The 14,014-nt window shown below is 70.3% G+C and carries 11 protein-coding genes; 2 read left to right on the top strand and 9 right to left on the bottom strand.

The window, feature by feature from the left end; translation table 11 throughout:
* Nucleotides 1–41 precede the first annotated feature (41 nt).
* A complete protein-coding gene (gene xylB, locus OH802_RS17110; RefSeq protein WP_406020381.1) occupies nucleotides 42–1,436 on the bottom strand; it encodes a xylulokinase in 1,395 nt (464 codons plus the stop codon).
* Between the two features lie 10 nt (nucleotides 1,437–1,446).
* Complete coding sequence (gene xylA / locus OH802_RS17105; RefSeq protein WP_406020379.1) at nucleotides 1,447–2,601, bottom strand: xylose isomerase; 1,155 nt, start codon at nucleotides 2,599–2,601, stop codon at nucleotides 1,447–1,449.
* A gap of 139 nt (nucleotides 2,602–2,740) precedes the next feature.
* Here xylA and OH802_RS17100 point away from each other — a divergent pair, with 139 nt between their 5' ends.
* Entirely contained in the window at nucleotides 2,741–3,934 is a 1,194-nt protein-coding gene (locus OH802_RS17100) for an ROK family protein (RefSeq protein ID WP_406020377.1), read from the top strand.
* Here OH802_RS17100 and OH802_RS17095 read toward each other — a convergent pair.
* The 4 genes from OH802_RS17095 to OH802_RS17080 form a co-directional block, all read right to left on the bottom strand.
* Entirely contained in the window at nucleotides 3,931–6,273 is a 2,343-nt protein-coding gene (locus OH802_RS17095) for a glycoside hydrolase family 3 N-terminal domain-containing protein (protein WP_406020375.1), read from the bottom strand. The two genes, OH802_RS17100 and OH802_RS17095, sit on opposite strands and share 4 nt — an antisense overlap.
* 86 nt (nucleotides 6,274–6,359) lie before the next feature.
* Nucleotides 6,360–7,211: a carbohydrate ABC transporter permease gene (locus tag OH802_RS17090; RefSeq protein WP_406020373.1), complete on the bottom strand. Its 852-nt coding sequence runs from the start codon at nucleotides 7,209–7,211 to the stop codon at nucleotides 6,360–6,362.
* Nucleotides 7,208–8,149, bottom strand: coding sequence for a carbohydrate ABC transporter permease (locus tag OH802_RS17085; RefSeq protein WP_406020371.1), 942 nt, complete (start codon nucleotides 8,147–8,149; stop codon nucleotides 7,208–7,210). Before OH802_RS17085 ends, OH802_RS17090 begins: the two co-directional genes overlap by 4 nt.
* 43 nt (nucleotides 8,150–8,192) lie before the next feature.
* A complete protein-coding gene (locus tag OH802_RS17080) occupies nucleotides 8,193–9,473 on the bottom strand; it encodes an ABC transporter substrate-binding protein (protein WP_406020369.1) in 1,281 nt (426 codons plus the stop codon).
* 159 nt (nucleotides 9,474–9,632) lie between these two features.
* On the opposite strand from OH802_RS17080, the gene OH802_RS17075 reads away from it, so the two are divergent.
* A complete protein-coding gene (locus tag OH802_RS17075) occupies nucleotides 9,633–10,661 on the top strand; it encodes a LacI family DNA-binding transcriptional regulator (RefSeq protein WP_357354082.1) in 1,029 nt (342 codons plus the stop codon).
* 100 nt (nucleotides 10,662–10,761) lie between these two features.
* Here OH802_RS17075 and OH802_RS17070 read toward each other — a convergent pair whose 3' ends face one another.
* The 3 genes from OH802_RS17070 to OH802_RS17060 form a co-directional block, all read right to left on the bottom strand.
* Entirely contained in the window at nucleotides 10,762–12,030 is a 1,269-nt protein-coding gene (locus OH802_RS17070; protein ID WP_406020366.1) for a sugar ABC transporter permease, read from the bottom strand.
* Nucleotides 12,031–12,106: 76 nt separating this feature from the next.
* Nucleotides 12,107–12,856, bottom strand: a complete 750-nt coding sequence (locus tag OH802_RS17065; protein ID WP_406020364.1) for an ATP-binding cassette domain-containing protein — start codon at nucleotides 12,854–12,856, stop codon at nucleotides 12,107–12,109.
* Complete coding sequence (locus OH802_RS17060; RefSeq protein WP_406020362.1) at nucleotides 12,853–13,971, bottom strand: sugar ABC transporter substrate-binding protein; 1,119 nt, start codon at nucleotides 13,969–13,971, stop codon at nucleotides 12,853–12,855. The genes OH802_RS17065 and OH802_RS17060 overlap by 4 nt, the downstream gene beginning before the upstream one ends.
* Between the last annotated feature and the right edge of the window lie 43 nt (nucleotides 13,972–14,014).

Raw genomic sequence — 14,014 nt, 5'->3', positions numbered from 1 at the left:
CGACCGGGGTGACGTCTCGGCCGACGTAACTGACGTCTCGGCTAGGTTCCTTCGGTCAGATCGCGGACCTCGGCGTAGCGGGAGCGGACGGCGGGGTCGGGGTCGGCCTCGTAGGTCTGGGTGCCGGCGAGCTCCCAGGTCGGGGGCTCCGCGCCGCCGGTGAGGATCCAGGCGGCCTGGCGGGCGGCGCCGTCGGCGACGTACTCCCCCGGCTCGGGGACGAGGACGGGGTGACCGAGGACGACGGGGGCGAGACGGCGTACGGCCTCGGAGCGGGCGCCGCCGCCGACGAGGAGGACGCGGTTGACCGCGACGCCCTGGGACTTCAGCGCATCGATGCCGTCGGCGAGGCCGCAGAGCAGTCCCTCGACGGCCGCGCGGGCCAGGTAGGCGGGCTCGGCCGTGGCGAGGGTCAGCCCGTGGATCACGCCACGAGCCGACGGCCGGTCGGGGGTGCGCTCGCCCTCGAGGTAGGGGACGAGGACCAGGCCGCCGGAGCCCGAGGGTGCCTCGAGCGCCAGCTTGGAGAGCTCCTCGTGGCTCACCCCGAGCAACCGGGTGGTCGCGTCGAGGACGCGCGCGGCGTTGAGGGTCGCCACCAGCGGCAGGTAGCGGCCGGTGGCGTCGGCGAAGCCCGCCACGGTGCCCGACGCGTCCGAGGTGGGTGTCTCCGAGACCGCGCAGGCGACGCCGGAGGTGCCGATGGAGACGACGACGTCGCCGGGCCTGGCGCCCACGCCCAGGGCCGCGCCGGCGTTGTCGCCGCAGCCGGGGCCGAGCAGCGCCCCGGCCGGCGTACGTCCCGCAGAGGCCGAGGGCGCGAGCACCTCCGGCAGCACGACGTCGTCACGCCCGAGCGCGCGTTTGAGCAGGTCGCGACGGTATTCGCCGGTCACGGCCGAGTAGTAGCCGGTGCCGCTGGCGTCGCTCCGGTCCGTACGCAGCGCTTCCAGCCCTGGGGCGCCCGCGAGCTTCCAGGTCAGCCAGTCGTGGGGCAGGCACACCGCCGCCACCCGAGCCGCCGACTCCGGCTCGTGCTCGGCGAGCCAGCGCAGCTTGGTGGCCGTGAAGCTGGCCACCTGCACCGACCCGACGGCATCGGCCCAGGCCGCGGCACCCAGCTCGGTGTTGAGCGCGGCGGCGGCGCCAGCCGAGCGGGTGTCGTTCCACAGCAGGGCCGGGCGTACGACCTCTCCCGCCTCGTCCAGGCAGACCATCCCGTGCTGCTGCCCGCCGACGGAGACGGCGGCGACATCGTCGAGCCCGCCGGCCGCCTCGGCGGCCGACTCGAGGGCGGTCCACCACGCCGCCGGGTCCACCTCCGTCCCCTCGGGGTGCGGCGCGGAGCCGGAGCGCACCAGCGCCCCGGTCTCCGCGTCCCGGACGACGACCTTGCAGGACTGGGTCGAGGAGTCGACCCCGGCGACGAGCGGCATGCCCTGCAACCTAACGAAGCCCGAGGAGGTGGTCCATGGCCAGCTGGTCGAGGTGCTCGAACGCGTAGCCGTGGTCCAGCTTCTCGATGTCGTAGTTCGCCTTGCGGATGTCCTCGAGCGTCTCGCCCTCGGCCAGGGTCGGCACGGAGAGCTCCTCGACCTGCGAGGCCTCGAGCGCAGCCTTGACCTCCGGGTCCGCCCGGAACGCCTTGGCCCGCTCACGCAGCACGAGGTAGTTGCGCATGCAGCCCGCGGCCGACGCCCACACGCCATCCTCGTCCTCGGTGCGCGGCGGCTTGAAGTCGAAGTGGCGCGGGCCCTCGTAGCCCTTGGACTCCAGCAGGTCGACCAGGTTGAACGCACCGCGCAGGTTGCCGGCGCCGAAGCGGAGGTCCTGGTCGAAGCGCGGGCCGTGCTGGCCGTTGAGGTCGATGTGGAAGAGCTTGCCGTGCCACAGCGCCTGGGCGACGCCGGAGGCGAAGTTGAGCCCGGCCATCTCCTCGTGACCGACCTCCGGGTTGAGGCCGACCAGCTCGGGGCGGTCGAGGGTGTTGATGAAGGCGAGCGCGTGGCCGATGGTCGGCAGCAGGATGTCGCCGCGGGGCTCGTTGGGCTTCGGCTCGATGGCGAACCGGATGTCGTAACCCTGCTCGGTCACGTAGTCGCCGAGCAGGTTGACCGCCTCGCGGTAGCGGTCCAGCGCCGCCGCGATGTCCTTGGAGGCGTGGGACTCGGCGCCCTCACGGCCACCCCACATGACGTACGTCGTGGCGCCGAGCTCGGCGGCGAGGTCGATGTTGCGCGCGACCTTGGCGATCGAGTAGCGGCGCACCTCGCGGTCGTTCGAGGTGAAGCCGCCGTCACGGAAGACCGGGTGGCCGAAGAGGTTGGTGGTGGCCATCGGCACCTTGAGGCCGGTCTCGTCCAGCGCGGCCTTGAGCTTGTCGATCTCCGCCTGACGCTCGGCGTCGCTCGCGTCGATCGCGAAGACGTCGTTGTCGTGGAAGGTGATGCCGTAGGCACCGAGCTCGGCCAGCTTGTGCACCGAGTGGGCGACGTCGAGGTGAGGCCGGCTCGCCGAGCCGAACACGTCCTGCCCGTTCCAGCCCACGGTCCACAGCCCGAAGGTGAACTTGTCCTCGGAGGTGGGGGTGTAATCCGTCATAGCCTTGCTTCCTCACATTAGTTCATGACTCGGACTATATGATCATCATGAAACGCGACGGCCGTCACATTGTCAACCCTTTGGACACCTGTAAGCGGGTCGCTTGACCTAAAGTTCAGAACTTGGTCTAATCCCGTGCATGACCGTCAGAAGCGAGCCTGCCCAGCATGCCGGGATGCGGGCGAGCAACCTCGCGCTCGTGCTCGGCGAGGTCGCCCGCACCAGCCCGGTCTCCCGGGCGCAGGTCGCTGCGCGCACCGGCCTGACGAAGTCGTCGGTATCCGGCCTGGTGTCCGATCTGATCTCCGCCGGCCTGATCCAGGAGAGCGCGCCGGCCGCGACCGAGCGTGGCCGGCCCGCCACGGCGCTCAACCTCGCTCCCGGAGGCGTCGCCGGCCTCGGCCTGGAGGTCAACGTCGACTACCTGGCCGCCGTGGTGACCGACCTGACCGGCGTGCCGCGCTACCACCATGTCGTACGCCGCGACAACCGCGGCCGCGAGGTCGACGAGGTGGTCGCCGACCTCATCGATCTGGCCCGCACTGCCGCCCGCAGCGCCGCCACCCAGGGTCTGCCGCTGTCAGGGGCCTGCGTGGCGGTGCCCGGCCTGACCGTCGAGGGCGCCGTCGTACGCACCCCCAACCTGAGCTGGGCCCGGGTCGACCTCGCCGACGCAGTCGGCGAGGGCACCGGGCTCGAGGTCGATGTCGAGAACGAGGCCAACCTGGCGGCTCTCGGCGAGATGTGGTTCGGCGGTCACGAGCACGACGGCGCTCCCCTGCGCGACTTCGTGCACGTCTCCGGCGAGATCGGCATCGGTGGCGGCATCGTGATCGGCGGCGAGGTCTTCCGCGGCGCGCATGCGGGCGCCGGCGAGCTCGGCCATGTCGTGGTGGCCCCCGACGGCCCGCGGTGCGGCTGCGGCGGCCACGGCTGCCTGGAGCGGATGGCCGGGCAGCAGGAGATCCTCGCCCGCGCGCAGGTGGCGACGATGGCCGACCTCACCCGGGCCTGCGAGGCGGGCGATCAGACGGCGCTCGATGCCGTCGCCGGCGCCGGCCGGCACCTCGGCGTCGCGCTCGCCTCGGTCATCACCCTCCTCGACCCCACCGCGATCGTGCTCGGTGGCGCGTTCGCCACGCTCGCGCCCTGGCTGACCGCGGCGACCGCGGCCTCGCTCAGCCACCACACCGGTGCCGTCGAACCGCCCCGGCTGCTGGTCTCCGGGCTCGGCAGCGACGCCGCCGTGCGCGGAGCGGCCGGGACCGTCGTACGCCGCGTCATCGCCGATCCCGCCGCCCACCTCGCCCGGCAAGCCGCCCAACGCTCCTAGCGCGAGACCGTCACCGTCGTGATCCGCCGGTCAGCGGTGCTGACCCGGTGGACGTCACCGGTGACCGTGACCAGCGCCTTGTCGATGCCCGACTCGCCGGCGGCAGAGGCCACCTCGACGTCGGAGAGCTCGTCGATGCCCTCGGCGACTCCGGTGGCGACCTTCTCGCCGGCCGAGGCCGCGACCCAGACCTCGACCTCACCGGGCTCGACGATCCGGACGAGGCCGCGGTCGGTGAAGGCCAGCCGGGTCGTGGGCACCTCGAAGCGCACCGTCGCCGACTCGCCCGCTTGCAGCGCGAGCCGCTGGTAGCCGAGCAGCTGCGAGACCGGTCTGGCCACCGAGGCCAGCAGGTCGCGACCGTAGAGCTGGACCACGTCCACACCGGCGACATCCCCGAGGTTGGTGACGGTCACCTCCACCCCGAACGTGCCACCGGCCTCGACCGAACGGTCGGCCGAGAGCCCGCTGTAGCAGAAGGTCGTGTAGGAGAGCCCGAAGCCGAACGGCCGCACCGGCGTGGAGTCCGCGGAGGTCACCCCGGAGGGGCCGCCGAGGATGGGGTGCAGGTAGGTGTAGGGCTGGGCCCCGGCCGAGCGCGGCAGGGTCACCGGCAGCCGCCCGGAGGGGTTGACGGCGCCGGTGAGGACGCGGGCGATCGCGGCTCCGCCCTCCTCGCCCGGGAAGAACGTCTGCAGCACCGCCGCGGGACGGTTGGGACCATTCTGATCGCCTCGGGCTCCGCTTCGGCCGTCGAGGGCCCAGCCGATGGCGTACGGCCTGCCGGTGACCAGGACCAGGATCGTCGGGGTCCCGGTGGCGACCACGGCCTCGACCAGCTCGCGCTGGACGCCGGGCAGGTCGAGGGACTCGGTGTCGTTGCCCTCCCCCACGGTGCCCTTGCCGAACAGGCCCGCCTGGTCGCCGGCGACGACCACGGCCACCTCGGCCCGGCTGGCCGCCTCGACGGCTGCCGCGATCCCGGCGGTGTCGGTGCCCTCGACCTCGCAGCCCCGGACCACCTCGATCTCGGCACCGTCCAGCTCGGCCCGCAGCGCCTCCGCGATCGTCGGCACCTCGATCCCGAGCGCGACATCGGGATGGTGGGCGAGGACGTGGTTGGGGAAGGAGTAGCACCCCATCAGCGCCTCGGCGCGGTCGGCGTTCGGACCGATCAGCGCGAGCCTGGCGGCGGTCGGAGCGAGCGGGAGGGTGCCGTCGTTGGCCAGCAGGACCACCGACTCCTCGGCCAGGCGGCGGGCCACGTCGCGGTGGGCCGGCGTGTCCAGGTCGATGTCGGTCGGAGGCTCGGCGGTGAACTCCTCGTCGAGCAGCCCCAGCTCCTCCTTCGCGGACAGCGCTCGCAGGACGGCACGGTCGATGACCGCTTCGTCCACCTCGCCGGCCCGGACCAGCCCGGCCAGCGGCCCCAGGAAGGCGTCGCCGCTGGGCAGCTCGATGTCGATCCCGGCCTCCAGAGCCATCGCGGCGGCGTGGCCACGGTCAGCCGCGACCCCGTGCATGAGGGCGAGGAAGGCGACCGAGAAGTAGTCGGCGACCACCGTCCCGTCGAAGCCCCACTCCTCGCGCAGCAGCCCGGTGAGCAGCTCGGTGTGCGCCGCCAGCGGGAGCCCGTCGAGGTCGTTGTAGGCGTTCATCACCGACCTCGCACCGCCGTCCAAGACGGCCATCTCGAAGGGCGGCAGGAAGACGTCGGCCAGCTCACGCGGGCCCGCGGCGACCGGGGCATGGTTGCGGCCGGCCCGCGAGCCGGAGTAGCCCACGAAGTGCTTCAAGGTCGCCTGGACGCCGGCGGACTGCAGACCCCGGACGTACGCGGTCCCGACCGTCCCGACCACGTAGGGGTCCTCGGAGATGGCCTCCTCGGTGCGCCCCCAGCGCGGGTCCCGGATCACGTCGAGCACCGGAGCGAGACCCTGGTGCACCCCCAACGTACGCAGCGAGGAGCCGATCAGCGCCGCCATCTCCTCGACGAGATCGGGGTCGAAGGCAGCACCCCAGGCCAGTGGCGTCGGGAAGCAGGCGGCCTTCCAGGCGGCCAGTCCGGTGAGGCACTCCTCGTGGACCAGGGCCGGGATGCCCAGCCGGGTCTCGCGCAGCAGCCGGCGCTGCTCCTCCCACAACCACGCCGCCCGCTCGGCCGGTTCGACCGGACGGGTGCCGTAGACACGGGTGAAGTGGCCGATGCCGTGCTCGGTGACCTCGGCGAGCCGCTCGGGCGCACCGTCAGTCATCTCGTCGGCCAGCGGCGCGACGACCTCGTCGCCGTGGTCGATCCAGAAGCCGACGAGCTGCGCCAGCTTCTCCTCGAGCCTCATCCGCGCGTGCAGCTCGCGTACCCGCGTGGATACCTGCGGCCATGCACGCGGTTGGACTCGTTCCTGGACTCGTTTCTGGGCTTCCGTCATCCCTTCACCGCTCCTTGCAGTCCGGAGACGATCCGGCGCTGCAGGGCCAGGAACAGCACCAGCGCGGGGATCATCGCAATCGTCGTGAACGCCAGGACACCGGCGGTGTCGGCGGAGTGCTCGGTGGAGAAGTCGGCCACCCCGAGCGGTAGCGTGCGCATGTCGTCCTGCAGCAGCAGGAGCGGCAGGATGTAGGCGTTCCAGGAGGTCACGAAGGCGAGCACCGCCACCGTGATCACCCCCGGCATCGACAGCGGCAGCATGATCCGCCAGAAGACACCGATCCGCGAGGCGCCGTCGATCAGCGCCGCCTCCTCGAGCTCGCGCGGAAGCGCCATCAGGAACGGCCGCAGGATCACCACCGTCAGCGGCAGCGCGAACGCCGCCTGCGGCAGCGCCACGCCCCACCAGGTGTTGCCCATCCCGAGGTCGCGGGTGACCAGGATGAACAGCGGGATCACCGCCACCGCCGCCGGGAAGAGCAGACCCAGCACGAAGACCATGAACAGTGCCTCGCGCCCCTTGAAGCGGTAGCGCGCCAGCGGGTAGGCAGCCATCACCCCGAAGACCACCGCGACCACCGTGGTGATGACCGCGATGACGGTCGAGTTGATCGCGTACGTCCAGAACGACCCGCCGCTCAGCACGCTGGCGTAGTTCGTCCAGACCCACGGGTCGGGCAGCCCGGTCGGTTTCTCGGCCAGCTGGGCGTTGGTGCGGAAGCCGCCCATCGCGCCGTAGAGCACCGGCCCGACGGTGATCGCCACGACGATCAGCGAGACCAGATAGACCAGCACGTTGTTGCCACCGCGCCTGGCGCGCGGTGCCAGGTTGGTCGTCACACTCATGCCGCCTCCTTGGTGTCACGGCGCAGCACGACCAGCTGGTAGACCAGCGCCATCACGAACGCGATCGCGAACAGGACCACCGATGCGGCCCCGGCGATGCCGTAGTTGTGCCGGTTGGTGCCCTCGTCGATCAGGTACGTCGCCATCGTGGTCGTCGCGTCGGCGGGCCCACCTCCGGTGAGGACCCAGATCATGTCGAAGCACTGGATCGAGCCGATCATCGACAGGAAGCACCAGGTGCGGATCGTCGGGCCGAGCAGCGGGATGCTGATCCGCCACTGCGTCTGCCACCAGCTGGCACCGTCGAGCTGTGCCGCCTCGTAGAGCTCCTCGGAGACACCCTGCAGGCCGGCGAGGAACAGCAGGACCGCCAGGCCGAGGTACTTCCAGGTCAGCACCGCGAGCACCACCCACAGGGCGACCTCGGGGGTGCCGAGCCAGCCCTCCTCGGGCGGACTGAGTCCGATCCCGTTCATGAGGGCGTCGACCAGGCCGTACTGCGGCTGCAGCAGCTGGAACCAGATGACGCCGGCGATGACCTCGGCCAGGACGTACGGGACGAAGATCAGCGTCCGCAGCACCCCCTGCCCCGCCATCTGGCGGTTGAGGAGCAGCGCGATGGCCACGCCCAGCGGCAGCTGCACGACGATCGAGCCGACCACGATGATCATGTTGTGGGCGACCGCGTCCCGGAAGACGCTGTCGGCGAGCACCTCGGCGTAGTTCTCGAACCCGACGAAGTCGTCGAGCGGACCGAGGCCCTTCCAGTCGTAGAGGGAGAACCGTGCCGCCGTGAGGATCGGCCAGGCGACGAACAGGGCCATCAGGGCCAGGGCCGGAGTGACGAAGAACGCGATCTCCGCCCACTGACGCCAGCCGTCTCGTGACCGGTGCGGTCGCCCCGAGGTGACCGCACCGGTAGTTGCTTCAAGACTCACGAGGCGACCGTGCCTCCCGAGAACGTGCTTCGGTCAGCCATGCTCACTTCTCCTTGTCCGCGGCTTCCTGGGTCGCCTCGACGACGTCCTCAGGGGTGGCCTTGCCGGCGAACTGCAGCGCGATCTCGTCGTTCATCGCACCGCCGATGGACTCACCGAAGGCGGTGTCGAAGTAGAGCTGCACGAACGGCGACTCGTCGCGCACCTTCAGGAGCTCGGCGAGTGCCGGGTCCTTGACCGAGGAGCCGGCCGCCGGGATGGTCGGCAGACCCATGTCGTTCTCGGCGAAGCCCTTCTGGACCTCGTCGGAGAGCAGGTAGTTCACCAGGTCGACGGCCTTGTCGGGCGCTCCCTCGGAAACCGCCCAGGCGTCACCGCCACCGAGCTGGGCGGCCGGGTCGCCCGCGCCGCCCTCGACGGCCGGGAACGGGAACCAGCCCGTCTTGTCTCCGAGCCCCTTCTTGTCCTCGGTGAGGCCCTGCATCACGCCGGGCTCCCAGTGGCCGGCCAGCTCCATGGCGACCTTGCCGGTGGCCAGCAAGCCGCTGGCCGAGGTCGGCCCGGTCTGCGACGGGGTGGAGAGGAAGCCCTTGTTGAACGGCTTCTGGGCGACGATCTCGTCGACCGTCTCACCCGCCTCGATGAAGCACGGGTCGGAGAAGTCCAGGTCGGCGACCGCGCTCTCGAGCACGTCCTGGGAGCAGGCGCGCAGCGCGGTGTAGTACCAGTAATGCGCGGCCGGCCAGCCGTCGCCGGCGCCCAGCGAGACCGGGGTGATGCCGGCCTTGTCGAGCTTGTCGAACGCGGCGTACAGCTCCTCCATCGTCGTCGGGGGCGCGGTGATCCCGGCCTTCTCGAAGAGCTCGGTGTTGTACCAGAATCCGACCACGCCCATGGAGAACGGCAGGGCGTACGTCTTCCCGTCGACCTGCCAGCCGGCGGCGCTGCCGCCGATCTGGTCGATGATGTCCTTGGAGTCCTCGGAGAGGTCGCGGGTGAGCCCGGCCTCGACGTGGTCGGCGAGCTCGCCGCCGCCACGCTCCATGTAGACGTCCGGGACGTCGCCACTCTGGAAGGCGGCGTCGAGCTTGGTCAGCATGTCCTCGTGGGCGAAGGCCTGGACCTTGACGTCGACGCCGGGGTTGGCCTTCTCGAAGTCCTTCGCAACCTGCTCGTAGTACCCCTTGCCGGGGTCGTTGTTGGAGTTATGCCACCAGGTGATGGTCTTGTCGTCGCCACCGGAGTCGCCCGAGCCGCCACAACCGGTGGCGGCAATCATCAATCCGGCGCACAGCGCGGCGAGCGCTTGTGTCTTCCTCGACATCTTGGGACCTCTTCGTCACAGCTATGGATGTATGGGTATGTGACTGCCGCCACATCGTCGGGGTCGAGCATGGCGCGTCCAGATGCTCGTGTCAATCGTTGTCGATAACGTTTTCGTAGATGGTTATCGAACTTGGCCCGAGTGGGCTACTGTCAGGCCATGAGCACGCTCGATCAGCCACGCCCCCGCCGGGTGACCATCACCGACGTGGCCCGCGAGGCCGGCGTCTCGGTGGCCACCGTCTCCAAGGTGATCAACGAGCGCTACGGTGTCAGCGAGGCGACAGCGGAGAAGGTGCTCGCGGTCATCGACGAGCTCGGCTACCAGTCGTCACTGATCGCCTCGAGCCTGCGCCGCAAGTCCACCGGCGTGATCGGCGTCCTCGTGGCCGAGTTCGAGCCCTACTCCGCCGAGCTCCTCAAGGGCATCTCGGCGGCCCTGGACGGCACCGGCTACGAGCTGCTGGCCCACGCCGGACGCACCGGCGCCCACAACCACACCGGCTGGGAGCGCCGCTCGCTCTCCCGCCTCGGTCACACCCTGATCGACGGCGCGATCGTGGTCACGCCGTCGATGATCATCACCGACGAGACCACCATCCCGGTCGTCGCGATCGACCCCCACACCGGGCCGGACGGCCCGATGACCGTCGACGCCGACAACATCACCGGCGCCCGGCTCGCCGTCGACCACCTGGTCGGGCTCGGCCACCGGCGCATCGGGTTCCTCGGCGGGCGCCCCGACCTCCGCTCCGCAGGTCTGCGCGAGCAGGGCTACCGCGAGGCCCTCCACGACGCCGGCCTCAGCGTTTCCCCCGACCTGATCCGGGTGGGCGGCTACCACCCCGAGCTCGCCGAGGCACCGGCCCGCGAGCTGCTCTCGCTCCCCGCCGGCGAGCGCCCCACTGCCATCTTCGCCGCCAACGACATCTCCGCGATCAAGGTCATCGAGGTCGCCGGCTCACTGGGCCTGCGCGTGCCCGAGGACCTCTCGGTGATCGGCTTCGACAACGTACCCGAGGCCCGCGACGCCACTCCCCCGCTCACCACCGTCGCCCAGCCGCTCCACGAGATGGGCCGGGCCGCTCTCGAGCTCCTGCTCGAACTGCTCGAGGGCAAGCAGACCGAGCGTCACCTGCGGCTGCCCGCCGAGCTGGTCGAGCGCAGCAGCACCGCTCCGCCGGCGTGAGACTTCATCACGGTATGCAGCGAAAGGCGCACATCCCGTGCGGAGCTCCGCTGGGGATGTGCGCCTTTCGCCTGCATACCTTGACGGAGGAACGCGCCCGCTACACGTGCCCTGTCGCCGATGCTCTCCGCCGGGAGAGCGCGTCGACGCTGGCCGCGACCAGGAGGACGAGGCCGGTGACCATCCAGACGGTGCCCTGGGGCTGGTCGAGCAGGCCCATCCCGTTGTCGATGACGGCCACGACGGTGCCGCCGATGACGGCGTCGATGACGCGGCCCTTGCCGCCGAAGAGCGAGGTGCCGCCGATGACGGCGGCGCCCACGGCGTACAGCAGGGTCGTCTCGCCGCCCGTGTTCGGGTTCACCGAGTTGGTCCGGCTGGCGATCATGATGCCGGCCACCGCCGCCATGGTGGAGCAGAGGACGAAGCACGACAGGCGCACCCGGAACACGTTGATCCCGGCCCTGCGTGCCGCCTCGGCGTTGCCGCCGACCGCGTAGACGTGCCGGCCCCAGGCGGTGCGGGTCAGCGTGAAGGTGAGCAGGATCAGCAGGCCGACGATCACCACCAGCGAGACCGGCACCCCCTTGAGCGAGGTCAGCGCCGGGTTGCGGCTGCGCTCAACGGAGAGGTAGCCGACCACGACGAGCACCACGACCGTCAGCAGCCCGGTCTTCAGTGCCCACAGCAGGATCGGCTGCACGGTGAGGTTCTTGGCGCGGCGACGCGCATCGGTGATGTACGTCGAGCCCGCATAGCCCACGATGCAGACGATGCCGAGAACCCAGCCGAGCCAGACCGGCAGGTTGGCGTTGTTGAGGCCGTTGATGAAGTCGTTGCGGATGGGGATCGTCCCGCCCTCACCGATCATCGTCAGGAGTACGCCCTGCAGCCCGAGGAAGGCGGCCAGCGTGACCACGAACGACGGGATCCCGAGCCGGGCCACCAGCAGCCCGATGGTCAGGCCGATCACCGCTCCGGTGAGCAGTGCCGCCAGCAGCGCCGGGATCAGCGGCCACTCCTGCCGGGTCAGGCAGACGCCGAGCACCCCGGCGCACGTGCCGCCCGCGAATCCCGCGGACAGGTCGATCTCGCCCAGCAGCAGCACGAAGACCAGGCCCATCGCGAGCACGGTCACCCCCGCCGACTGGCCGATCAGGTTGGCGAAGTTGAACGAGTTGGTGAACTGCTCGGGACGCAGCGCAGAGAAGACCAGGACCAGCGCGATCAGGCCCAGCACCGCGGGCAGCGAGCCGACCTCACCACCCCTGAGCTTGGCCATGTAGGCCCGGAAGATCCCGCCCAGCGAGTTGTCGGGCTCCGGATCCGGTGCCGCGGCGATCGTCGGGTCATCGGCGTCGACACTCATGCCGCCACCTCCGTAGTGGAAGGCGAAGAATACGGAAGTGGCGACCTGAGGCTTGTTGTCGCTCGCTGGCGCTCGCTCATGCCGCTCCTCCTTCAGGCACCACACCCGTGGTGATCGCCTGCACGACCCGCTCGCGCGTCGTGGAGGCGGCCTCGATCTGGCCGACCATGCCGCCGAGATACAGGACCGCGATGTCGTCGGCGACCTCGAAGACGTCGTTGAGGTTGTGGCTGATCAGCAGGACGCCTAGGCCACGGTCGGCCAGGCGCCGCACCAGCCGGAGCACCTGCTCGGTCTGTGCCACGCCGAGAGCGGCGGTCGGCTCGTCGAGGATGACCAGCTTGGAGTTCCACAGCACGGCCCGGGCGATCGCCACGGTCTGACGCTGGCCGCCGGAGAGGGAGGCAACCGGCGTACGCACCGATTTCAGCGTACGCACCGAGAGACCGTCGAGCGTCTCGCGAGCGCGCTGCTCCATGGTGTCCTCGTCGACCAGCCGCAGCCGTTTCATCTCCCGGCCGAGGAACATGTTGTGGACGACGTCGAGGTTGTCGCACAGCGCGAGGTCCTGGTAGACGACCTCGATCCCGAGCGCGGCGGCGTCCTTGGGGCTGGTCACCTTCACCGGCTCTCCCTCGAAGAGGTAGTCACCGGCGTCGAAGAGATGGATCCCGGCCATCCCCTTGACCAGGGTGCTCTTGCCGGCACCGTTGTCTCCGACGAGCGCGGTGACCCGGCCCGCCTGCACCGTGAGGTCCACTCCGCGCAGGACCTGCACGGCGCCGAAGGACTTCTCGACGCCGTGCAGCTCCAGCAGCGGACTCACTGAGGCACGCCGTTCTCGGTGCACAGGTCGGCGATCGCCCCGGCGCACACCTCGGCGGCGTCGGCCTGACCGTCCTCGATGACCGTACCGACGGTCTCCTTGGTGACCCAGACGGGCTCGGCGAGCACCGACGGCACGTCCGTGCCCGCCTCGGTGTCCTCGACGCTGCCGGTGGCCAGCGCCTCGGCAGCGTCCTTGTCACCCTCGATCAGCGCGATCGCCAGGTCCGCGGCGGCCTTGGCCTCGAGCGCGGTGTTCTTGTAGACGGTGCCGCACTGGAAGCCCTGCAGGATGTTCTGCAGGCCCTCGACCGAGGCGTCCTGGCCGGTCACCGGGATCTTGCCCTGGGCGTTGTTGGCCTTCAGCCGGGCGATGATGCCGCCGGCCATGGTGTCGTTGGCCGAGACCACGCCGTCGATCTTTCCGCCGTTGGCGGTGTACATCTGGTCGAAGACCTTCCCGGCCTTGGTGGCGTCCCACTCCCCCGACTGGTCGCCGACGAGCTTGTAGGTGCCGTCGGCGATCTTCGGCTCGAGCGCCTTCTCGTAGCCCGACTTGAACAGGGCCGCGTTGTTGTCGGTGGCCGCGCCGTTGACGTAGACGATGTTGCCGCCCTTCTTGCCCGCGGCGGTGATGCACTCGTCGAGGCCCGTGCCCATCAGCTCGCCGACCTTCACGTTGTCGAAGGAGACGTAGTAGGAGGCGCCGCCGTTGAGCGTCAGCCGGTCGTAGTCGATGCTCGTCACGCCCGCGTCGGCGGCCTTCTTCAGGCAGGCCGCGCCCGACTCGGAGTCGAGGTTGGTGATGATGATGACCTTGACGTTCTCGTTGATCATGCTGTCGCACAGCTGACCGAACTTGGCGGTGTCGCCCTGAGCGTTCTGGATCGTGGCCTCGAGGCCGGCGTCGGCGAACGCCTTCTCGAGGTTGGGCCGGTCCTGGGACTCCCATCGGGGAGACGTGGTCGCGTCGGGGAGGATCACTCCGACGTCGGTGCCGCCCGAGTCTCCCGAGTCGCCACCGTCATCCGAGCCTCCACATGCCACGAGCGATGCGGTCGACAGGGTCGCCACCGCTGCGACCGCCATCAGGCGGCCGATCTTGTGCGTGTTCATCGTCGAACTCCTCAGTCCTGGGTGTGATCTAAGTCACGTCGGG

The sequence above is a fragment of the Nocardioides sp. NBC_00850 genome, assembly GCF_045207335.1.
Classification (GTDB): Bacteria; Actinomycetota; Actinomycetes; order Propionibacteriales; family Nocardioidaceae; genus Nocardioides.
This window is presented reverse-complemented; position numbering and strand designations above follow the sequence as displayed.

Bases quoted from the DNA above. Each gene is read 5' to 3' on its own strand.
- xylB (WP_406020381.1), bottom strand. From the start codon at position 1,436: ATGCCGCTCGTCGCCGGGGTCGACTCCTCGACCCAGTCCTGCAAGGTC.
- OH802_RS17095 (WP_406020375.1), bottom strand. From the start codon at position 6,273: ATGAGGCTCGAGGAGAAGCTGGCGCAGCTCGTCGGCTTCTGGATCGAC.
- OH802_RS17080 (WP_406020369.1), bottom strand. From the start codon at position 9,473: ATGTCGAGGAAGACACAAGCGCTCGCCGCGCTGTGCGCCGGATTGATG.
- OH802_RS17090 (WP_406020373.1), bottom strand. From the start codon at position 7,211: ATGAGTGTGACGACCAACCTGGCACCGCGCGCCAGGCGCGGTGGCAAC.
- xylA (WP_406020379.1), bottom strand. From the start codon at position 2,601: ATGACGGATTACACCCCCACCTCCGAGGACAAGTTCACCTTCGGGCTG.
- OH802_RS17100 (WP_406020377.1), top strand. From the start codon at position 2,741: ATGACCGTCAGAAGCGAGCCTGCCCAGCATGCCGGGATGCGGGCGAGC.
- OH802_RS17060 (WP_406020362.1), bottom strand. From the start codon at position 13,971: ATGAACACGCACAAGATCGGCCGCCTGATGGCGGTCGCAGCGGTGGCG.
- OH802_RS17070 (WP_406020366.1), bottom strand. From the start codon at position 12,030: ATGAGTGTCGACGCCGATGACCCGACGATCGCCGCGGCACCGGATCCG.
- OH802_RS17075 (WP_357354082.1), top strand. From the start codon at position 9,633: ATGAGCACGCTCGATCAGCCACGCCCCCGCCGGGTGACCATCACCGAC.